At 71.7% G+C, this 20120-nt stretch carries 23 protein-coding genes; 2 read left to right on the top strand and 21 right to left on the bottom strand.

Annotation, left to right across the window (positions count from 1 at the left end; all coding sequences use genetic code 11):
- Position 1: 1 nt before the first annotated feature.
- From FK268_RS08455 to rpsP, 11 genes are all read right to left on the bottom strand, one after another.
- Positions 2–421: a hypothetical protein gene (locus FK268_RS08455; RefSeq protein ID WP_146433039.1), complete on the bottom strand. Its 420-nt coding sequence runs from the start codon at positions 419–421 to the stop codon at positions 2–4.
- Complete coding sequence (locus FK268_RS08460) at positions 405–1289, bottom strand: hypothetical protein (RefSeq protein ID WP_146433041.1); 885 nt, start codon at positions 1287–1289, stop codon at positions 405–407. Before FK268_RS08460 ends, FK268_RS08455 begins: the two co-directional genes overlap by 17 nt.
- The gene (locus FK268_RS08465) at positions 1286–1564 is read right to left on the bottom strand and encodes a hypothetical protein (protein ID WP_146433042.1); all 279 of its coding nucleotides are present in this window, start codon (positions 1562–1564) and stop codon (positions 1286–1288) included. Before FK268_RS08465 ends, FK268_RS08460 begins: the two co-directional genes overlap by 4 nt.
- Positions 1561–1863, bottom strand: a complete 303-nt coding sequence (locus FK268_RS08470) for a YbaB/EbfC family nucleoid-associated protein (protein WP_158636074.1) — start codon at positions 1861–1863, stop codon at positions 1561–1563. Before FK268_RS08470 ends, FK268_RS08465 begins: the two co-directional genes overlap by 4 nt.
- A 76-nt stretch (positions 1864–1939) precedes the next feature.
- The gene (locus FK268_RS08475) at positions 1940–3079 is read right to left on the bottom strand and encodes a sensor histidine kinase (protein ID WP_146433046.1); all 1140 of its coding nucleotides are present in this window, start codon (positions 3077–3079) and stop codon (positions 1940–1942) included.
- A complete protein-coding gene (locus tag FK268_RS08480) occupies positions 3076–3747 on the bottom strand; it encodes a response regulator transcription factor (protein ID WP_146433048.1) in 672 nt (223 codons plus the stop codon). The genes FK268_RS08475 and FK268_RS08480 overlap by 4 nt, the downstream gene beginning before the upstream one ends.
- 86 nt (positions 3748–3833) lie before the next feature.
- Positions 3834–4112, bottom strand: a complete 279-nt coding sequence (locus FK268_RS08485) for a hypothetical protein (protein ID WP_146433050.1) — start codon at positions 4110–4112, stop codon at positions 3834–3836.
- A gap of 117 nt (positions 4113–4229) precedes the next feature.
- A complete protein-coding gene (gene trmD / locus FK268_RS08490; RefSeq protein WP_146433052.1) occupies positions 4230–4931 on the bottom strand; it encodes a tRNA (guanosine(37)-N1)-methyltransferase TrmD in 702 nt (233 codons plus the stop codon).
- A gap of 3 nt (positions 4932–4934) precedes the next feature.
- The gene (gene rimM, locus FK268_RS08495; protein ID WP_146433053.1) at positions 4935–5456 is read right to left on the bottom strand and encodes a ribosome maturation factor RimM; all 522 of its coding nucleotides are present in this window, start codon (positions 5454–5456) and stop codon (positions 4935–4937) included.
- A gap of 4 nt (positions 5457–5460) precedes the next feature.
- A complete protein-coding gene (locus FK268_RS08500) occupies positions 5461–5709 on the bottom strand; it encodes an RNA-binding protein (protein WP_013126270.1) in 249 nt (82 codons plus the stop codon).
- The gene (rpsP, locus tag FK268_RS08505; protein ID WP_146433055.1) at positions 5709–6176 is read right to left on the bottom strand and encodes a 30S ribosomal protein S16; all 468 of its coding nucleotides are present in this window, start codon (positions 6174–6176) and stop codon (positions 5709–5711) included. Before rpsP ends, FK268_RS08500 begins: the two co-directional genes overlap by 1 nt.
- 248 nt (positions 6177–6424) lie before the next feature.
- Here rpsP and gad point away from each other — a divergent pair, with 248 nt between their 5' ends.
- Both gad and FK268_RS08515 read left to right on the top strand, forming a co-directional pair.
- Entirely contained in the window at positions 6425–7807 is a 1383-nt protein-coding gene (gene gad, locus FK268_RS08510) for a glutamate decarboxylase (protein WP_146433057.1), read from the top strand.
- A 264-nt stretch (positions 7808–8071) separates the two neighbouring features.
- Positions 8072–9292, top strand: coding sequence for an acyltransferase (locus FK268_RS08515; RefSeq protein WP_146433058.1), 1221 nt, complete (start codon positions 8072–8074; stop codon positions 9290–9292).
- A 6-nt stretch (positions 9293–9298) separates the two neighbouring features.
- On the opposite strand, the gene FK268_RS08520 is transcribed toward FK268_RS08515, so the two are convergent.
- The 10 genes from FK268_RS08520 to FK268_RS08565 all read right to left on the bottom strand — a co-directional run bounded on the left by FK268_RS08520 (position 9299) and on the right by FK268_RS08565 (position 20104).
- Positions 9299–10387 carry an amidohydrolase family protein gene (locus tag FK268_RS08520; RefSeq protein ID WP_193560254.1) on the bottom strand — a complete coding sequence of 363 codons (1089 nt, stop codon included), beginning with the start codon at positions 10385–10387 and terminating at the stop codon, positions 9299–9301.
- A gap of 18 nt (positions 10388–10405) precedes the next feature.
- The gene (ffh, locus tag FK268_RS08525) at positions 10406–11968 is read right to left on the bottom strand and encodes a signal recognition particle protein (protein ID WP_146433060.1); all 1563 of its coding nucleotides are present in this window, start codon (positions 11966–11968) and stop codon (positions 10406–10408) included.
- 9 nt (positions 11969–11977) lie between these two features.
- On the bottom strand, positions 11978–14428 hold the full coding sequence (locus tag FK268_RS08530) for a [protein-PII] uridylyltransferase (protein ID WP_146433061.1): 2451 nt from the start codon (positions 14426–14428) through the stop codon (positions 11978–11980).
- 8 nt (positions 14429–14436) lie between these two features.
- On the bottom strand, positions 14437–14775 hold the full coding sequence (locus FK268_RS08535; RefSeq protein ID WP_068535602.1) for a P-II family nitrogen regulator: 339 nt from the start codon (positions 14773–14775) through the stop codon (positions 14437–14439).
- 46 nt (positions 14776–14821) lie between these two features.
- Positions 14822–16087, bottom strand: a complete 1266-nt coding sequence (locus FK268_RS08540) for an ammonium transporter (RefSeq protein ID WP_166443468.1) — start codon at positions 16085–16087, stop codon at positions 14822–14824.
- Positions 16088–16307: 220 nt separating this feature from the next.
- On the bottom strand, positions 16308–17555 hold the full coding sequence (locus FK268_RS08545) for an alpha/beta fold hydrolase (RefSeq protein WP_146433065.1): 1248 nt from the start codon (positions 17553–17555) through the stop codon (positions 16308–16310).
- Positions 17552–17797, bottom strand: coding sequence for a hypothetical protein (locus tag FK268_RS08550; RefSeq protein ID WP_146433066.1), 246 nt, complete (start codon positions 17795–17797; stop codon positions 17552–17554). Before FK268_RS08550 ends, FK268_RS08545 begins: the two co-directional genes overlap by 4 nt.
- Positions 17794–18438: a VOC family protein gene (locus FK268_RS08555; RefSeq protein WP_146433068.1), complete on the bottom strand. Its 645-nt coding sequence runs from the start codon at positions 18436–18438 to the stop codon at positions 17794–17796. The genes FK268_RS08550 and FK268_RS08555 overlap by 4 nt, the downstream gene beginning before the upstream one ends.
- 32 nt (positions 18439–18470) lie before the next feature.
- Positions 18471–19235 carry a maleate cis-trans isomerase family protein gene (locus FK268_RS08560; RefSeq protein ID WP_146433070.1) on the bottom strand — a complete coding sequence of 255 codons (765 nt, stop codon included), beginning with the start codon at positions 19233–19235 and terminating at the stop codon, positions 18471–18473.
- A 170-nt stretch (positions 19236–19405) separates the two neighbouring features.
- Positions 19406–20104: a TetR/AcrR family transcriptional regulator gene (locus FK268_RS08565; RefSeq protein WP_146433071.1), complete on the bottom strand. Its 699-nt coding sequence runs from the start codon at positions 20102–20104 to the stop codon at positions 19406–19408.
- Positions 20105–20120 lie beyond the last annotated feature (16 nt).

The raw sequence follows: 20120 nt of genomic DNA on the forward strand, positions 1-20120 counted from the left end.
CCTACCGGCGGGCACCGACGAGTTCGGCGATCACCGGCTCCGTCGCGCCGCACACCATGACCGCCTCGTACGCGACATCGGCCAGACCGACGCCGCCGTCGCGCACGAGGAAGTACAGCGCGGTGAGCACCCGGGCGGACTGGAATCCCAGGATGTAGCCGGTGTGATCGCCGTCGAGCCGACGGGCGTGCGCCTCACGATCGCACCGGTCGGCGCCGGCCGCCAGCGCATCGGCGGTGGCCCGCCGGGAGCCGGGCGCGCGACGTTCGTCCAGCAGGATCTCGCCCGCGTGGTCGAGCGCGGGATCGGCGGCGCGGTCGAGTGCGCTCGCCACGAGGGCGACGCCCGCGGCGTGGCGGCGCTCCGCCGGCACCGCGGCGGCGGCGTCGGCGAGGTCCGGCAGGCTATTCGAGCGGTGCATCGGCGTCCTCCCATCCGGTGGTCCAGGCGTCGGCCGACCAGCTCGGCGCGAAGCCGGCCCCGCGCAGGTACTCGCACACGTCGGGCGGCGGCTCGGCGACGCCGACCACCGGCCCGGGCGCGAAGCCGTGGACCACGCAGAAGGTGGCGATCGACAACTCGGGCCAGACCTCGTTACCCGCCGCGAGCTCGCCGTCGCGCAGGACCACCCCGGGCCGCAGGTAGCCGTCGAGCTCGGTGGTGCCGATCAGGCGCCACGGCCGGCCCGCCTCGTCGGAGACCTCGGCGACGGCCAGCCGCACCCAGCCGCGGGCTGGCCCGTCCACCGCACCGCACAGTTCCCGCAGCCGGAGGTCGAGGTCCTGGCGCGCCGCGACGGGGACGCTGTACCGGGCGGCGCGATGCTCGCCCGCGGCACCGAGGCCCCTGCCGAGCATGCCCAGACCCGCCATGGGTGCCATACCGCCGAGGGCGGCACCGTGCGCGGCGCCGAGGTCGGCGGCTCGGCGACGGGCCTCCTCCGCAGCGTCCTCGGTCTCGGCGCGCCCGCGCTCGTCCGCGACGTCCGCCGCCTCGTCCGCACTCGGATCACCGGGTGGGCGACCGCCGCGCGCCTCGAGCCGGGCGACCGCGGTGCGCGCGGCGACGTCCGTCATGCGGGCCCGGGTGTCCTCGACGAGGCGCGCGTGATCGGCGGTCAGGCCCGCCCGGGCGACGTCCAGATCGGCCGCGTCCACCAGCGCCCCGGACGGCGCCGCGACGCCCAGCCGGGCGGCGACCCGCCGCGCCTCATCGTGCGCAGCGAGGTAGTGCTCGGCGATCGGCACGTACGGCCGTGGCTCCTGCGGCCAGAACGACGGATCGGTCACCGGACGGCCTCGATGGCGGAGGCCGACGATCGGTCGGTGCCGGTCACGGCGTGAGCCCGCCCCCGGATCCGGTCGGCGAGCGCCCGCAGATCGGCCACCGCCACGGCGTGCAGCTCGGCCGCCAGCGCATCGGACGCGGCGGGCGCCGCACCGAGGGCGCGCGCGTACGGATCGTCGGGCAGGGGCAGCGGGGCGGGTGCGGTCAGCGCGTCCGCGAGCGCGTCGACGATCCGCGCTTCCCGCTCCCAGGCCGACGGGTCCATCTCGAACATCATCGCGGCACCCGGGTCAGTTCGGCGCGCCGCTCGTAGTGCTCGCGGAGCGTGGCCGCGGCGCGTGCGGCGAGCTCGGCGATCAAGGGCCCCAGCCGTTCCGGCGGATGCGCCCGCGGCGTCCCGGGCGCCAGATCGACCGCGACGACGTGCCCCCGCACGTCCACGGTCACGGCGACGGCACGATCCTGCGAGCGCGCCGTGACGCGGGCGGTGCGGAACTCCTCGTCGAGCCGCGCGAGCTCGGCCTCGCGGCGCTCGACCTCCGCGAGCAGCGCGGCGGGACCACTGATCTCGGCCATGATTCCCCCGAATCCGCGGACGCCCCCACGTCCGCTCGGCTCCATCATGCCGGTCCGGGCACCGCCGGGGACGGATTCACCGATTCCCGATCACCGCGGGCAGCTCGACGCGCAACCGGGTGCCGCCGTGCGGCGAATCCTCGACCCGCACGGAACCCCCGTGCGCACGCACGATCTCCGCCACGATCGCGAGCCCGAGCCCCGATCCGCCGACCTCGCGCGAGCGCGCGTCGTCGAGCCGCTGGAAGGGCGTGAACACGCGGTCGCGATCCGCCTCCGCGATCCCGGGACCGTCGTCGTCGACGCGCAGCACCACCGCGCCGTCGAACTCGCCGATCCTCACCGTCACCTCGGAGCGCGCGTGCCGTGCGGCGTTGTCGACGAGGTTCTGCATCATCCTCGCGAGCTGGGTGCGCGAGCCCATCACCAGCACTGCGAGATCCCCGTCGACCGCGTAGGCGGCGCGCGCCGGCGCCCGCACGTCGGCCATGACCTCGAACAGCGGCAGCATCTCCCGGCGCGGCCGCTCTCCGGCTTCCAGCCGGGCGAGGGTCAACAGGTCGACGGCCACCTCCTGCAGGTGCTCGAGATCGCCGAGCGCCTCGCGGACCGCCTTCGCCGGATCCACGTGATCGGGGTACGTCGCGGCGACCTCGAGATCGGCACGCACGGCGCCGATCGGCCCGCGCAACTCGTGCGCGGCGTCGGCGACGAACCGGAGCTGCCGTACTGAGGACTCCTCGAGCATCGCCAGGGTGTCGTTCATGGTGCGGGCCAGACGGGCGATCTCGTCGCCGCCGGCGGGCTCCGGCACGCGCAGGCTGAGGTCGCCCGCGGACAGTTCGCGGAACCGCTGCTCGATCGCACCCACGGGGCGCAGCGCCCGCCCCGCCACGAGCCACGCGATCATCCCCGTGACCAGGCCCGCGACGGGCGCGGTGGCGAGCACGCCGATCTTGCCCCACTGCGAGAGCGCGTCGCGCAGTTGGACGGTGATGCCGTTCCCTTGGTCCGGCACGGCCGTCCCGGGAGGGACGCCCGTGGGGCCCCACTGCGGTCCGCCCGGGGCAGGCATGTCGGTCACCGGCACCGTCTCCCCCAGAACGACGTCCGTGAGCAACCAGACGATCGCGAGAGCCACGATCGCGTAGGCGACGAAGACGATCACGCCGGTGAGGACGGCGAGGCGCATGCGCACCGAGCCGAGGCGCCTCACGGGCGGACCCGGTAGCCGTAGCCGCGCAGCGTCTCGATCGACGCGGTCCCGAACGGGGCGTCGACCTTGCGGCGCAGCGCGCTGATGTGCACCTCGATGCGGTTGTCGGCGACATCCGCGGCCTCGTCCCACACGGACGCGGCGAGGTCGGTCTTGGACACCGGCCGTCCCGGCTGCCTGGCCAGTGTCGCGAGCATCTCGAACTCCTTGGCCGTCAGCGCGATCGAGGTCCCGCCCCGTGCGACCGTGCGCGCGGCGACGTCCAGCTCCAGGTCGCCCACGACGAGCACCACGGGTCGTGGCGCCCGCGCCCGGCGCAGCAGCGTGCGCAGTCGTGCCAGAAGTACCACGTAGGAGAAGGGTTTGGTGAGGTAGTCGTCGGCGCCCGCGTCGAGCCCGTCCGCCTCGTCGTACTCGCCGTCCTTCGCGGTCAGCATGAGCACGGGCGTCCAGTCCTCGCGGGCGCGCAGCGCACGGACCACCTGGTGGCCGTTGCGCAGGGGCATCTGGACATCGAGGACGATCACGTCGAAGCGGGTCACCTCCGCCGCCAGCAGGGCGGCCGCACCGTCGGTGGCGGTCTCCACCGCGTACCCCTCGCAGCCGAGGCCCTCCGCGAGGCCGCGGACGAGCCGCTGGTCGTCGTCGGCGATCAGGATCCGTGGCACGGCCCCTCCTTCGTGCGGCGCGGGCGGCACCGTCCGCCCGGATCGGGTTCGACGGTACCGGCCGCAGCCGTCCGGTCTTTGCAGTACTACCGGCCTGTCGCGCCTCCCACGATCCTGCCCGCGGCGTCTCGGACGGTGCCGTCGGCGTCGATGGTGAAGGTCGCGCCGCCGGTGGCCGGCAGCCGACTACACGGCACCTCCCTCGCCGCCTCACCGTGCAGGCCGGTCGTCCCGCAGATCGGGGCCCCGGGCTCGGGGGCGGTGGTGTCGCCGCCGGCGAGGGCGGAACCCGCGCCGAGGGCGGTTCCGCCCACGATCGCGACGCCGCCGAGGATGGCGAGGACGGTGCGGCGGATGCTGCTCATATCGGTACTCCCTGTGGGTCGCTCGGCCGGTGGCCGGTCGAAGCGCTCGCTTCGATGACACCACGATGCGAGAGCACCGCTGAGATGCACCTGAAGCGACCTGAAGCCGCCTTCAGGTCAGGAGGTCTGCGCAGGTGGGAGCAGATCGGGACGACGGTCCGCGGTGCGCGCGAGGGACTGCTCGCGCCGCCACCGCGCGACCTTGGCGTGATCGCCGGAGAGCAGGACGGGCGGCACCGTCAGGTCGCGCCAGGTCTCGGGACGGGTGTACGAGGGCCCCTCGAGGAGGCCACCGGCACCGTCGGAGAAGGAGTCGTCCTGATGGCTGAGCTTGTTGCCGAGCACGCCGGGGATGAGCCGGCCGAAGGCCTCCACCATCACGAGCACCGCGACCTCGCCGCCGATGAGGACGTAGTCGCCGATGGAAACCTCGACCACTCGCACGCGTTTGGCGGCGTCGTCGAAAACGCGCTGATCGATGCCCTCGTACCGGCCGCAGGCGAAGACGATGTGCTTCTCCTGCGCCCAGTCGTGGGCCATGGCCTGGGTGAACGGCACGCCCGCGGGCGTGGGGACCACGAGCAGGGCGTCGTCGGGGCAGACCTCGTCGAGCGCGGGACCCCAGACGGTGGGCTTCATGACCATGCCGGGCCCGCCGCCGTAGGGCGAGTCGTCGACGGCCTTGTGCACGTCGTGGGTCCAGTCACGCAGGTCGTGCACGCCGAACTCGAGCAGTCCCTTGTCGACGGCCTTACCGAGCAGCGCCTGCCGCAGCGGCGCGAGGTACTCGGGGAAGATCGTGACCACGTCGATGCGCATGCGCTACTCCGGGTCGAGGAGGCCCTCGGGGGCGTCCACCAGGACGACGCCGCCCGCGATGTCGATCTCGGGGACGATCGCGGTGACGAACGGGATGAGGATCTCGCGGCCGTCGGGCGCCTTCACCGACAGCAGCTCACCGCCGGGCGCGTGCAGCACCTCGGCGATCGTGCCGACCTCGGCGCCGTCCGTCGTGCGGACGGCGAGGCCCTCGAGTTCGTGGTCGTAGAACTCGTCCGGATCATCGCCGGAGGAGACATCGGCGGAATCGATGACGAACAACGTGCCGCGCAGCTCGTCGGCGGCGGTGCGGTCGTTCACGCCCTCCAGACGCACGAGCAGCCTCCCGGAATGATTCCGGGAGGCTGCCACGGTGTACGTCTGCGTGCGCGTCTCACGGGGGCGACGTCCGGTGAGGACGGCGCCGTCCGCGAAGCGGAGCTCGGGCGAATCGGTGCGCACCTCCACGACGAGTTCGCCGCGGATGCCGTGCGACTTGGCGACGCGGCCGATCACGAGCTCCATCGGGTCAGCGGACCCGATCGGTGTCGACGACGTCGATCCGGATGCCCTTGCCACCGATGCCGGTGACGAGGGTGCGCAGGGCGGTGGCGGTCCGGCCGCTGCGGCCGATGACCTTGCCCAGGTCGTCCGGGTTCACGTGGACCTCGATCACGCGGCCGCGACGGCCGGTGATGAGGTCGACGCGAACATCGTCCGGGTTCGACACGATGCCGCGCACGAGGTGCTCGACGGCATCTGCGACGACGGCGCTCATTACTCGCCCTCGGCCGGAGCCTCAGCGGCGGCCTCGGCCGGAGCCTCAGCAGCCTCGGCGGGGGCCTCGTCGGCCTTCTTCTCCGCCTTCTTCTTGGGCGTGGTGGCGGCCGCGGCGGGCTCCTTGTCGGCCTCGGCCAGCGCGGCGTTGAAGAGGTCCAGCTTGGACGGCTTCTCAGCGGCGGTCTTGAGGGTGCCCTCGGCGCCCGGGAGGCCCTTGAACTTCTGCCAGTCGCCGGTGATCTTCAGGAGGGCGAGAACCGGCTCGGTCGGCTGCGCGCCGACACCCAGCCAGTACTGCACGCGCTCCGAGTCGATCTGGATGAGCGACGGCTCCTCCTTGGGGTGGTACTTGCCGATCGACTCGATCGCGCGGCCGTTGCGGCGGGTGCGCGAGTCGGCGATGACGACGCGGTACTGCGGGTTGCGGATCTTGCCGAGCCGCGTGAGCTTGATCTTGACAGCCATGTGCTGTGTCCTTCGTTCGTAGTCACGTGTGCAATTCAGCGATGCGTCAGGATGAACGCACCCGGTTTTGCCGTCTGGTTGCGTGACCGCCGGGCGGTATCTCAGCCGCTGCCGGTCAGCAGCGATCCATTGTGCCATGCCGTGCGAGCTGCACGAAATCGCGCGATCGCGCCGTCGGGCGCTCCGGGCCCGCCGCGCGGGATTCCACTCGCCCTGCCGCCCCGGACGAGCGGCGGTAGCGTGCGGCCATGAGCACGAATCCCCTCGACGACGACGCCCTCCTCATCCCCGCCTACGCGGGCCGCCTCGGCACCGATCCGCTCCCCCGCGCCCGGCTGGCCGACGCGGAGACCACGCCGTCGGAGGCCTACCGCTTCATCCACGACGAGCTGATGCTCGACGGCCAGTCCCGGATGAACCTCGCGACCTTCGTCACCACGTGGATGGAACCGCAGGGCCAGGCGCTGATGTCCGAGTCCTTCGACAAGAACGCGATCGACCACGACGAGTACCCGGCGACCTCCGCGATCGACACGCGGACCGTCGCGATCGTCGCCGACCTGTTCCACGCTCCCGGACTCGACCCCAAGGACCCGGCGTCGGCGACCGGGACCACCACGATCGGCTCGTCCGAGGCCGTGATGCTCGCCGGCCTCGCGCTGAAGTGGCGCTGGCGCAAGGCGCGGCAGGCGCAGGGCCTGGACGCGAGTCGCCCGCAGCTGGTGCTCGGGTCGAACGTGCAGGTGGTGTGGGAGAAGTTCTGCCGCTACTTCGACGTCGAGCCCGTCTACCTCCCGATCGAACCCGGCCGCTACGTGATCACGCCGGAACAGGTGCGCGCCGCCGTCGACGAGAACACCATCGGCGCGGTCACCATCCTCGGCACCACCTTCACGGGCGAGTACGAGGACGTCGCGGGCGTGTGCGCCGCATTGGACGACCTGGCCGCGCAGGGCGGCCCCGACGTCCCCGTCCACGTCGACGCGGCCAGCGGCGGCTTCGTGGCCCCGTTCCTCGACCCCGATCTCCGCTGGGACTTCCGTCTTCCCCGGGTCGCGTCGATCAACGCCTCCGGGCACAAGTACGGCCTCACCTATCCCGGCATCGGCTTCGTGGTCTTCCGCGACCGGGCCGCGCTCGACGAGGATCTGGTCTTCCGGGTCAACTACCTCGGCGGCGACATGCCGACCTTCACGCTCAACTTCTCGCGTCCGGGCGCGCAGATCATCGGGCAGTACTACAACTTCATCCGGTTGGGTCGCGACGGCTACACCAAGATCATGACCGCGCTGCGCGGCACGGCGACCTGGCTGGCGAAGGAGCTGGGGGCACTGCACCACCTCCGAGTGGTCAGCGACGGCTCCGCACTCCCCGTGGTCACCCTGGAGGTCGACGACGACGCGCCGTTCACCGCGTTCGACGTCTCGCACGAACTACGGGCGTTCGGATGGCAGGTCCCCGCGTACACGATGCCCGCGGACGCGCAGAGCGTCACGGTGCTCCGCATCGTCGTGCGGGAGGGTTTCTCGGGCGACCTCGCCGGCAAGCTCCGCGACGACCTGACGAGCACCCTCCAGCGGCTGAGCAGCACGAACACGCCCCGTGAGCACCGGATCGCCTTCCACTACTGAGGCCCGATCGCCGGTCCCGCACCGCCGGGCGTCACGCCGCGACACGCGGCTCCCGTCACCGCCCGCATCCGGACGCTAGGCTCGGATCGAGCACGGTCGCCGCCGCGTGACACGCGCCACTCCGGGGCGAATGTTGCGAAAGCAATGGTTACCAGCGGGTAAACTAAAGCCCGTTGTCGCCTGCGCGGTGCACCGCCAGCCCGGTGTAGCCCACTGCCAGGCCACGTCCAGCAGCCTCGCAGGAACGGACCGCACACTCGGATCATGGCCACGCACCTGGATCGCCCCACGACGTCCCCGGCCCGCGCCGGGGACGCGGCGGCCGCACCCTCGCGCGGCGGCTATCTGCACCAGCTCGACTTCGTCCGCACGATCACCTTTCTCCTGGTGGTCTTCATGCACACGCTGACGAACACCAACGATGAGGTCGACGGCACCGTCACCAACGCGATCGCCATGAATCTGCACTTCACCCGCAACGCCTTCTTCGCGCTGACGGGTCTGGTACTGGCCTACGGCGTCGTGGAGCGCGGCGCCCGGATGAGCCCGATGCGGTTCTGGCGCAAGCGGCTCACGCTGGTGATCACCCCGTTCGTGCTGTGGGCCTTCGCCTACTGGGCGTACGACATGGCGGTCGGCGGCAATGCCGGCCGGATCCCGCACGAGCTCGGCGACTTCTGGAACAACCTCAAGTGGGGCGGCCTCAACGGCTACCAGCTCTACTTCATCTTCGTCACGCTGCAGATCTACCTGCTCTTCCCCCTGATCTTCGCGTTCGCGGAGCGCACCCGCCGCTTCCACGGCCGGGTTCTGCTGGCGAGCGCTGTGCTGCAGGTGGGCATCTACGTGGCCGCCACCTACTGGAATCCGACCACCGGCTGGTGGGGCGAGAACTTCTGGCACCTCTACGCCACGTTCATCCCGTACCAGTTCTTCATCCTGCTGGGCGTCATCGCCGCCTTCCATAGCGAGCGCATCGAGGCGGTCCTCCTGCGGCACACTCCGCTGGTCTTCGCCGTCGCGGTGTTCGTGGTGATCGGATCGCAGGTCCTCTACCGGATGCGCCTGAGCGACGAGACCGCCCCGAACGTGGCGTCGGCGACCTTCCAGCCGGGCAACTTCGTCCTCTACTTCACGCTGGTGGTGGCGGTCTACACCGTCGGACTGCTGTTGGCACGCAACCGGCACCGGATCCCGCGTCTGACGCGCTTCGCCTCCTACGGCGCCCAGCGCTCGTTCGGCGTCTTCCTGGTGCACGTGATGGTGCTGTCGACCCTGCTTCTCCCGCGGACCGCCGACGGTGCGCCCTGGCTCACGTCGGTCCTGCCCTCGCCCTTCGGCACCGCGGTCGCGTACGTCGTGACCATCGCCATCACCCTGGGTATCGTCGAGTTGCTCAGCCGGGCGCCCAAGGCCCAGTGGTGGGTGGGCCGGCCGCGGCCGGCCAAGCGGGTGCGCACCGACGCGGCGACCGCCCGGGCCTGAGCGCGCCTACCGGGGCAGGTCCGCGAGCTCACCCCGGATCACCACGGCCGACGGTGCCGGCAGCCCGCCGTGGGCGAGCGCGGTGCGCGGATCCTCGTCGTAGATCACCAGGTCGGCGGGAGCACCGTCGTCGATGCCGGCGAAGCCGAGCCACTGTCGCGCCCGCCACGAGGCGGCGGCGATGGCCTCCTCGGGAGGCATGACCGCGGCGAGCGCCTCGATCTCGCGCGGCAGCGCGCCGTGCACGTTGAAGCCGCCGGCGTCGGTGCCGGCGTACATCGCGACTCCCGCCTCCCAGGCGGCGCGGAAAGTCGCCTTACGGCGGTCGTGTAGATCCATCATGTGCCGGTGGTACGTGGGGAACTTCTCCGCGGCGGGTGCGGCGATCGACGGGAAGTTCTCGATCTGGATCATGGTCGGCACCAGGCCGATCCCCTTCTCGACCATGGTCTCGATGGTGTCCGCGGTGAGTCCCGAGCCGTGCTCGATCGCGTCCACCCCGGCGGCCAGTAGCCCCGGGAGTGCGTCCTCGCCGAAGACGTGCGCGGTGATCCGGGCGCCCGCGTCATGGGCCGCCGCCACGGCGTCGACGAGCACGTCGTCGGGCCACAGCGGCGCGAGGTCGCCCACGGACCGGTCGATCCAGTCCCCCACCAGCTTGATCCACGGGTGCCCCTCGGCGGCCCGGCGTCGCACGGCCTCCACCAGCTGGGACGGCTCGTCGAGCTGCTCTCCGAGCCCGCGGGTGTACCGCTTGACGAGGGCGATGTGCCGACCCATGCGGACGAAGCGCGGCAGGCCCGGCCGACCGTCCAGCGGCGACGTGTCGAGGTCGGATCCGGGTTCGCGGATGACGGTGACCCCCACGGCGACGTCCTCCAGCGCGAGGGCGCGGCCGCGCACGAGATCCGGCTCACCGTCCTCGACGATGCCCACGTGGCAGTGGGCGTCGACGTACCCGGGCACGGCGAAGCCGGTCAGCTCGGCCCGTGCCCCGGACGTCCCCGGATCGGAGAGGTGCACGGCACCGTCGGACACCCAGAACTCGCCCTCGCCGCCGGGCAGGACGACGCCGGAGAAGTGCAGATCGCTCACTCCGGCACTGTAGCCCGCCTACCGCTTCTTGCGGAGCTGCTCCTCGAGCGCGGCCATGTCGATGCCCTCGAGGCCGGGGGGCAGCTGGTTGAGGCCCTGCGGCATGCCGGAGAGGTCCATGCCCGCGGGCAGGCCGGGGAAGCCACCACCCATGCGCGGTGCCGACGGGCCGGACTGCCGGGCGCGGTTGTTCTTCTTCCCCTGCTTGCCCTTCTGCTTGCGCTTGGAGAGCCGCTTGGGGCCGCCGCCACCGAAGCCCGCCATCTGGGACATCATCTTGCGCGCCTCGAAGAACCGGTCGACCAGCTGGTTCACGTCGGTGACGGTGACGCCGGAGCCCTTCGCGATGCGCAGGCGGCGGGAGGCGTTGATGATCTTCGGATCGGCGCGCTCGGCCGGTGTCATGCCGCGGATGATGGCCTGGATGCGGTCGAGCTGGCTGTCGTCGACCGCCGCGAGGGCGTCCTTCATCTGGCCCGCGCCGGGCAGCATGCCCAGTAGGTTCCCGATGGGACCCATCTTGCGGATCATCAGCATCTGGTCGAGGAAGTCCTCGAGGGTCAGCTCGCCGGAGGTGATCTTGGCGGCCGCCTCCTCCGCCTTCTGCTGATCCATGTGCTGCTCGGCCTGCTCGATGAGCGAGAGCACATCGCCCATGCCGAGGATCCGCGAGCTCATCCGGTCCGGGTGGAAGACGTCGAAGTCGTCGAGCTTCTCACCGGTGGACGCGAACAGGATCGGCTTACCGGTGATCTCCCGGACGGAGAGCGCGGCGCCGCCGCGGGCGTCGCCGTCGAGCTTGGTGAGCACAACGCCGGTGAAGTCGACGCCGTCGGCGAAGGCCTGCGCGGTGGTCACGGCGTCCTGGCCGATCATGGCGTCGAGGACGAAGAGCACCTCGTCGGGGTTCACCGCGTCGCGGATGGCCCGCGCCTGGCCCATGAGCTCCTCGTCGATGCCGAGGCGGCCGGCGGTGTCGACGATGACCACGTCGTGCTGCTTGGCCTTCGCCTCGGCGATACCGCCGCGTGCCACCTCGACGGGGTCCGCCGCGCTGACCCCCAGGGTGCCCTCGCCGCCGACGGAGGTGCCGGGGTGCGGCGCGAAGGTGGGCACGCCGGCGCGCTCGCCGACGATCTTGAGCTGGTCGACGGCACCGGGGCGCTGCAGGTCACAGGCCACGAGCATGGGCGTGTGGCCCTGCTTCTTGAGGAAGTGCGCGAGCTTGCCGGCCAGCGTCGTCTTACCGGCGCCCTGCAGGCCGGCCAGCATGATCACCGTCGGCGGGGTCTTCGCGAGGTTGAGTCGCCGGGTCTCGCCGCCGAGGATCCCGACGAGCTCCTCGTTGACGATCTTGACGATCTGCTGGGCCGGGTTGAGCGCGGCCGAGACCTCGTGGCCCTTGGCCCGCTCCTTGACCCGCGCGACGAAGGCGCGCACCACGGGCAGCGCGACGTCGGCCTCGAGCAGCGCGAGGCGGATCTCGCGGGCCGTCGAGTCGATGTCGGCGTCGGTCAGCCGGCCCTTGCCGCGCAGGTCCTTGAGCGCGCCTGTGAGCCGATCGGAGAGGGATTCGAACATTGCTCCAGACTATCGGGTCGGTTCGTCCTCCGGTGGCGCAGGCGGTACGGCCTCCGGCAGAACCGCCAGGACGGCGCTCTCGGCGCTCGCCCGCACCGCGGTCGGGTCACCGTCGACGCTGAGGCAGAAGACGTCGACCGCGGTGGCGCCGAGCGTGGCGACCTTGGCCCACCGCACGTCGATCCCGGCGTCGTCGAGCGCCCCGGCGACCCGCGCGAGCAGGCCGGGGGTGTCGCCCGCGCGGACCTCGAGGACGACGGTGCCGGGCGCACCGTCGAACCAGCGCAGCCGCGGCGGTGCGGCCACCCGTAGTGGCGGGGCCGCCGCGCTCCCGTCGACGGGGGCCGACGCGGCGCGCTCGCGGTCGCGTAGCTCGGCGAGGACGTCGGTGCCGTCGAGGGCGGCGAGGAGCCGCTGCCGCACGAGGGCCGGATCGGGCGGGTCGCCGAAGGTGGGCACCACGACGAAGGTGTTGACGGCCGACTCCCCCACGCCGGCGACGGATGCGCTCTGCACCCGCAGGCCCGCGAGCGCGAGCACGGCGGCCATCCGGGCGAGCACGCCGCGCCGGTCGGGTCCGACGACGGCGACGGTGAAGGTGTGCGGCCCCATGGCGGGCGCCGGGGTGATCCGCACGTGCGTCCCGCCCGACGCGGCCATCGCCGCCACCTCCTCGGCCACGGGTGCCGGCTGCGGCGCCGGCTGCCCCGCCAGGACGCGAGCGGTGCGACGGACCAGTTCGCCGATCAGGCGCGACTTCCACTCGCCCCAGACGCCGGGTCCGGTGGCCAGCGAGTCGGCCTCGGCGAGCGCGTGCAGCAGCTCCAGCAGGACGGGGTCGTGGCCGACCTTCTCGGCGACCATCTCGATGGTCGCGGGATCGTCGAGGTCGCGCCGGGTGGCGACGGCGGGCAACAGCAGGTGCTGCCGGACCATCGCGGCGAGGAGCTCGGTGTCGGCTTCGCACAGTCCGAGGCGCGCGGCGATCGCCTCGGCGAGCTCGGCGCCGATCACGCTGTGATCGCCGCCGCGTCCCTTGCCCAGGTCGTGCAGCAGCGCGCCGAGCACGAGCAGGTCGGGGCGGGCGACGTCGGTGGCGCGGGTCGCCGCGTACGCCGCGGTCTCCACGAGGTGCCGGTCCACGGTCCACGTGTGGACGGCATCGCGCGGCGGCAGGTCGCGCACCGCGCCCCACTCGGGCAGCAGGCGGCCCCACAGGCCCGTGCGGTCGAGGGCCTCGATGACGGGCACGGCGCTGCGACCCGCGCCGAGCAGGGCCAGGAGGTCCGCAACGGTCTCCGCCGGCCACGGGCTGCGCGGCGCGGGCGAGACCTCGGCGAGGCGGTTCAGGGTGGACGCCGACATGGGCAGTCCGGAGGCCGCGGCCGCGGCGGCCACGCGCACGGTGAGGCCCGGGTCGCGATCGGGCCGCGCGTCGCGGGCGAGGGTGACCTCTCCGGCGTGCTCGACGACCCCCTCCGCGAGGGGCCGCCGTACCGGCGGACGGCGCAGCCGCGCGAGGCCGCGCCGGGGCAGGGCGTTCTGGGCGGTGCGAATCCCCACGTCGACGGCGTAGGCGACCGTCCGGCCGCTGTCACTGATCGTGCGGGCCAGGTCGAACCGGTCGCCGAGGCGCAGCGCCGCGCCGATCTCGTCGGCCTCCTGCGCGCGCACCTGATCGCGTGCCCGCCCGGAGATGCGGTGCAGCTCGGTGCGCACGTCCAGCAGCCGCCCGTACGCGGCTCCCAGGTCGTTGCCGGTGGTGCCGCTCGGGGTGGCCGACGGTGTCGGGATCCCGTCGGTCAGCTGGGCGAGCGAGAGGGCCTGCAGGAGCTGGACGTCGCGCATGCCGCCCCGGCCGTTCTTCAGGTCGGGCTCGGCGCGGTGGGCGATCTCCCCCGAGCGGCGCCACCGCTCGCGGGCCTGGTCGACGAGGTCGTCCACGCGGGTGCGGATGTCGGAGCGCCACTGCCGGCGCACACCGCTGATCAGCAGGTTGGTGATCTCCTCGTCGCCGACGATGTGCCGGGCGTCGAGCAGTCCGAGGGCCGCGGTGAGGTCCGACTTCGCCACGCGAACGGCCTCCGGCACGGTGCGCACGCTGTGGTCGAGCTTGATGTGGGCGTCCCACAGCGGGTACCAGATGCTCTCGGCCACGGCGGTGACGTGCTCGGGATCGATGCCGTCGTCGTGCACCAGCAGCAGATCGAAATCACTGTGGGGCAACAGCTCCCTTCGCCCCAGGCCGCCGACGGCGACGAGCGCGAGACCACTGTCCGGGCCGATGCCGGCCGCGGTGCCGTGCGTGGTGAGCCACACCTCGGCGAGGTCGGCGAGCGCTCCGCGCAGGGCCGCGGGATCGAGGCGGTGCTGCCCCGACGCGCGATCGAGGAGCCGGGACCGCGCGGCCACCAGTTCTTTCGCCCCGCCCGGCGCTGTGGCCCTCTCCGGCACCGTCATCGGCGTCCCTACAGCGCCTCGGCGCCGCGCTCGCCGGTGCGCACGCGGACCACGGACTCGACGGGCGTCACCCAGACCTTGCCGTCACCGATCTTGCCGGTGCGGGCGCCCTCGACGATCACGTCGACCACACTGTCCACGACGGCGTCGTCGACGACGACCTCGATGCGGACCTTGGGCACGAAGTCCACGGAGTACTCGGCGCCGCGGTAGACCTCGGTGTGGCCCTTCTGCCGCCCGTAGCCCTGCACCTCGCTGACGGTCATGCCGAGGATCCCGGCCTGCTCCAGGCCGGCCTTGACATCTTCGAGCGTGAACGGCTTGACGATCGCGGTGACCAGCTTCATCTCTGTTCCTTCTTGTTCGGGGGATTTCAGCTTATGCCCGGGTCACTCAGACCAGGTCGTAAGCCGTTTCAGCGTGCTCGGAGTTGTCGATGCCGTCCGCCTCGGACTCCTTGTCGATGCGCCATCCGAGCGGCTTCAGCGCGAAGGCGATGACCGCGGTCAGGATCGCCGTGAACGCCAGGGCGACTGCGGCGATCACGATCTGCACCACCAACTGCTTGTAGTCACCGCCGTAGAACAATCCGGTGTCCTTCGCCAGGAACCCCAGGGAGACGGTGCCGATCACGCCGGCCACGAGGTGCACGCCCACCACGTCGAGCGAGTCGTCGAAGCCGAACCTGGACTTCAGGCCCACACCGAAGGCGGCGGCGATACCGGCGACGACGCCCAGGATGATGGCGCCGACGGGGGTCACGTTCGCGCAGGCCGGGGTGATGGCGACGAGGCCGGCGACGACACCCGACGCGGCGCCGACGGTGGTGGCGTGTCCGTCACGGAACTTCTCCACTGCGAGCCAGCCGAGCATCGCGGCGGCGGTGGCGGCGGTGGTGTTGACCCAGGCGAGGCCCGCCGTGGCGTTGGCCGTGCCCGCGGAGCCGGCGTTGAAGCCGAACCATCCGAACCACAGCAGCGCGGCGCCGAGCATCACGAACGGGATGTTGTGCGGGCGGTAGGACTGCTTGCCGAAGCCGAGGCGCTTGCCGACGATGATCGCCAGTACGAGGCCCGCGATACCTGCGTTGATGTGCACGACGGTGCCGCCGGCGAAGTCGATGGGAGCCACGGTCGCCTTGCCGTCGGTGGTGCCGAAGAGCTTCGCAGCGATGCCCCCCTCCGCGGCGGACAGCAGTCCGCCGCCCCAGACCATGTGGGCGAGTGGCAGGTAGACGATGGTCGTCCAGATGCCGGTGAACAGCAGCCACGTCCCGAACTTCACACGCTCGGCGAGAGCGCCCGAGATCAGAGCGACCGTGATCACCGCGAAGGTCAGCTGGAACCCGGCGAAGACGATGGCCGGGAGCCCACTGCCCGCGGCGTTGAGCACCACCAGGGTGTCCGCGCCCGACGTCTTGGTCTCCATCAGTTGATCGAGGCCGAAGTACTTGAACGGGTTGTCGAACAGCCCGAGGTAGTTCCCCTCGCCGGAGAACGACGTGGAGTAGCCCCACAGCACGTAGATCACGGAGACCAGGCCCAGCGAGCCGATCGACATCATCATCATGTTGAGCACGCTCTTCTGACGGGAGAGACCGCCGTAGAAGAACGCGAGAGCGGGCGTCATGAGCAGCACCAACGCCGCGGACATCAGCATCCACGCGGTGGTGCCGGTGTCGACTTTGCCGAACAGTTCGTCGGGCACGGAAGCCAAGAGCACGGGAAACCTCCTCGGACGCGCCGCCGGTGCGACGCGAGTGAGAAAAGCTTCTGCCGCCGCGGTTTCCCGGCGGTCGCGCCCGTGTTGCCCGTGTGTAACCGGTCCGGGCGCCGTCGGGTCGCTGGGTTACGCCCGTGTTTCCGACGAGACCCTGTGCCTACTGCGCGGCGCGGCCGATCCCCCGCGCTCCCAGCCACCGCTCGATCTCGCGACCCGCGAGAGTCGCGGCCGTGGGCTCGCCCTCGGTGAGGGCCGCGCCGAAGTGCTTGCCCCGCACCCGCACGTGCTCGACATCGTCGGTGCCGAAGGCCGCGACCATCGCGCGGGCGTCGTCCGGGAAGCACGCCTGGTCGCCGGTGATCTCGATGAACAGCGTCGGCATCGTCACCGCAGGCGCGCAGCGCAGAAAGCCTGCGCGGCTGCTGAGCCCGGACCACGTCGACAGCCAGGCCTCGGGCGTGGTGAGCCGCCCGAAGCCGACGACGCCGTAGTCCGTGAGGTCGGGCCGGGCGCCGAACAGCGACCCGTAGGGTCGGTCGTTGGGGTCGATCGACGGATCCATGCAGCGCAGGTCGGCGTCGGTGCGCTGCACGGTGAGGAACTCGGTGGCCAGCGCGGCACGGCGGTCCGCCGGATCGCCGCCCTCCTTGAACCGCCGCTGCGCCTCCCGCGCCACCGCGACGCGCTCCCGGGCCACGGTGTCGAGCCGCTCCACCCGTACGCGCTGTGCCGCGCGGTACCTCTCGATGAAGTCCGGCGGGTACGACGACGGCTCGGGCGCCGGCCGGTAGCCGTTGGCGGGGTTGAACGGGTCCAGCTCCGGGATCACCGACAGGGGGTCGGACTCGTCCGCCACGGACGGATCGATCATGCGCAGCAGCAGCTCCCCCTGGCCGGGGTGCGGCGCCATGAACACCGCGTGGTCGGGCAGGGGCATCGTCGCCGTGCGCAGCGGCACGGGCTTGCCGCCCGGAGTGCCCGCGAACCGATCGTGGGCGGGCAGGCCGGCCTGCTCGATGTAGAACGCCGCGAGCGCCCCGCCGCCGGAGTGGCCGACGGCGATGACGCTCTCGTATCCCTGGTCCCGCAGGAAGACGTGACCCGCGGCCATGTCCAGCAGCGCCTGCTCGTGCAGCAGCGTGAGGTCGTTGCCCTGGGTGCGACTCCCCTGGGTCCACACCGCGACCCCGCGCCGGAGGAACTCGGGCACGAGCACGTGGTGGGTGAAGTCCTGGCGGGGGTGCATGAGGAAGGCGACGGCGGTGGCTCCGGGCACCGTGCGCAACACGCCGGCCACCTTGGCCCCGTCGACGGTGACCAGCTCGACGGGCGTCGCGACGGTGCCCTCCGGCACGTCCTCGGCGTCGAGGTACCGTCCCGCGCCGAGCCGCTCTGCGGTGGTCATCGGTCCACCACCCGGAGGGCGTTCTTGTCGTGCTGCGCGACCTTCGAGTCCTCCAACCCGGCGAGGGAGCTGTACCAGACGGCGTGCCGACAGCCCGTCGCGCGACGGTCGATGACGATCTCCTCGGGCCGGGTGATCCGGAAGTACGGCCCCACCTTCGTGATCTCGACGTCGGCCTCGGCGCCCGCGACCGTGACGACGCCCTCGTTCTCCGGGACGTCCAGGACGTACATGCGGCTCATCGGGCGGCCTCCTTCTCCAGGTTCTTCTCCCAGGCCTCGGCGCGCTCGACGATCAGCTCGGCCTTGCGGACGAGCAGCGCGTCCATCGACGGTGCGCCGCCGGAGACCACGTCGCACAGCGCCTCGATGGTGAGCGCGGCGTCGAGGTCCTCCTGGGGTGTCACCGGGCGCAGGGCCCGGGTGATCTCGATCATGTAGCCGTTGGGGTCGTGCGTGTAGATCGACTCGATGGTCTCGTGCATCACCTGCATCTCGCAGGGCCACGCCGAATCGTCCAGGCGGCGGCGGTATTCGAGCAGATCCTCCTCGCTGTCCACGTGGATGGCGAGGTGCCGCGAGTTGACGAAGTAGCCGGGCGTGCCCTGCGGCAGCCGGGCCCAGGAGTCGCCGGGGGCGCTCGGATCGCCGATCGGCTCGAGGCCGAAGTAGAAGAAGAAGGCCATCCGGTCGCCGTTGCCGATGTCGAAGAAGAAGTGGATGAAGTCCGGGTGGTCCTCGGGCCCCCAGCCGGCGGCGCAGATCGAGTGGACGATGGGGAACTTCAGCACGCCGTTGTAGAAGCGCACGGTGCCCACCGGATCGAAGGTGGGGAAGGCGGCGTGGTCGACGCCCTGCACGCGGTGCTCGGTGTTCTCGGTCATGACGGTGCTCCTTTCGGGTGCGGGTTCGAGTGTCAGGCGCCGACGGCGGCGGGAGCGTCGGCCCGCAGCAGCGAGCCGGCCCCGGGGATGTCGACGGTGGCGCCCACGGCCCGCAGGATGCGGTAGGCGCCGGCGGTGGCGGCCGTGATGACGGGCACGCCGAACTCGTCCTCGGCGGCCTGGACCAGGTCGAGCGAGGGCATCTGCACGCAGGCGGAGAGGACGAGCGCGTCCACGCCGCTCAGGTCCATGCTGCGGGCGGCCTCCATGACCCGGTCGCCGGGTATGCAGCCGACCTCGGCGTTGTCGGCCACCTCGAGGGCGCGCCAATCGGTCACCGTCAGGCCCTCGTGCTCGAGGTAGGCCATGACCTGTTCGGCCAGGGGGCGCAGGTACGGGGTCACGACGGCGATCCGCTTCGCGCCCATGTCGGCGAGCGCGTCCACGAGAGCCCCGGCGCTGGAGAGCACGGATGCCTCGCTGCCACCGGCGGCGAGTTGCTCGGCGATCGACAGCTCGACCTTGTGATGCTCGCCGAGTCCGCTCGACATGATCGCGACCAGGCAGGCGTAGAGCATGGCGTCCACACCCGCGTCGCCGAGCTCGATGACGCACCGCTCGCGCTGCGCGTTCATCGCGGCGAGCTGCTCGGGCGAGACCTTCTTCATGCGCATCCGGCTCGAGTGGAAGGTGAACTCCTGCTCCGGGTGCCGGGCCAGGATGCGCGGCATCTCGGTCTCGACGGTGACGTTCGAGCTGGGGACGACCAGTCCGATCCGAATGGGCTTGGCGCTCATGGTTCTCCTCCGATGGGTTTCGCCTTCCCTCCCAGTATTCGACGTCAGCGTTCAAATGTCAACACCAATGTCAGGATCGTGACGTCGATGTCACCGCACACCGACGACGCCCGCCCCGCCGGGAGGCGGAGCGGGCGTCAGGCAGGCGACGAAGTCGCGGAAAGATGCTGTCAGATCAGAGGTTCGAGCCGGTCCAGGCGGCTGCGGATCTCCGCGAGCAGGTCGGCCGGGCCGGCCACGGCACCGTCGACCTCGGGGACGCAGAGCATCTGCCGGGCGAGGGCGCTGATGGTGTCGACGATGGCCTGCACCTCGACGCCGTTCGCGGGTTTGGCCCACCAGGCGACCCAGTTGCACATGCCCAGCAGGCTGAGCGCGGCGGTACGGGGGTCGACGGGCGTGAACTGGCCCGCCTTGATCCCCTCCTCGATGATCGCGACCACCTCGCGCAGCACGCGGCGGCGAGCAGCGGCGTGATCCTCCCCCGCCTCCTTCGGCAGCATCATCTCGGAGCGGTCGAGGATGCGGAACTGGCTCGGATGCTCGGCGCGCTGCCGGACGAGCTGCTCGGTCAGGATGGTGAGCTTCTCGGTGGGCTCGAGGTCGGCGCGGGCGCTGAGCTCGGCGAAGACGTCGGCGAGCGCCTGCGAGACCCGCTCGACCAGCATCACCAGCAAGTCCTCCTTGCTGCTGATGTAGTGGTAGAGCGCGGGCCGCGACACCCCGACGGCGTCGGCGATGTCCTGCAGGCTGGTGGCGTCGTAGCCCTTCACGGCGAACAGGTCCGTCGCCGCGTCGAGCACGTCGCCGATCACCAGTTCGCGCCGCCGCTGACCGCTCGCCTTACTCGTGCGTTCCCCCGTCGCCATGGCTCGCAGTGTACGC

The organism is Tsukamurella sputi, from assembly GCF_007858445.1.
Taxonomy (GTDB): Bacteria; Actinomycetota; Actinomycetes; order Mycobacteriales; family Mycobacteriaceae; genus Tsukamurella; species Tsukamurella sputi.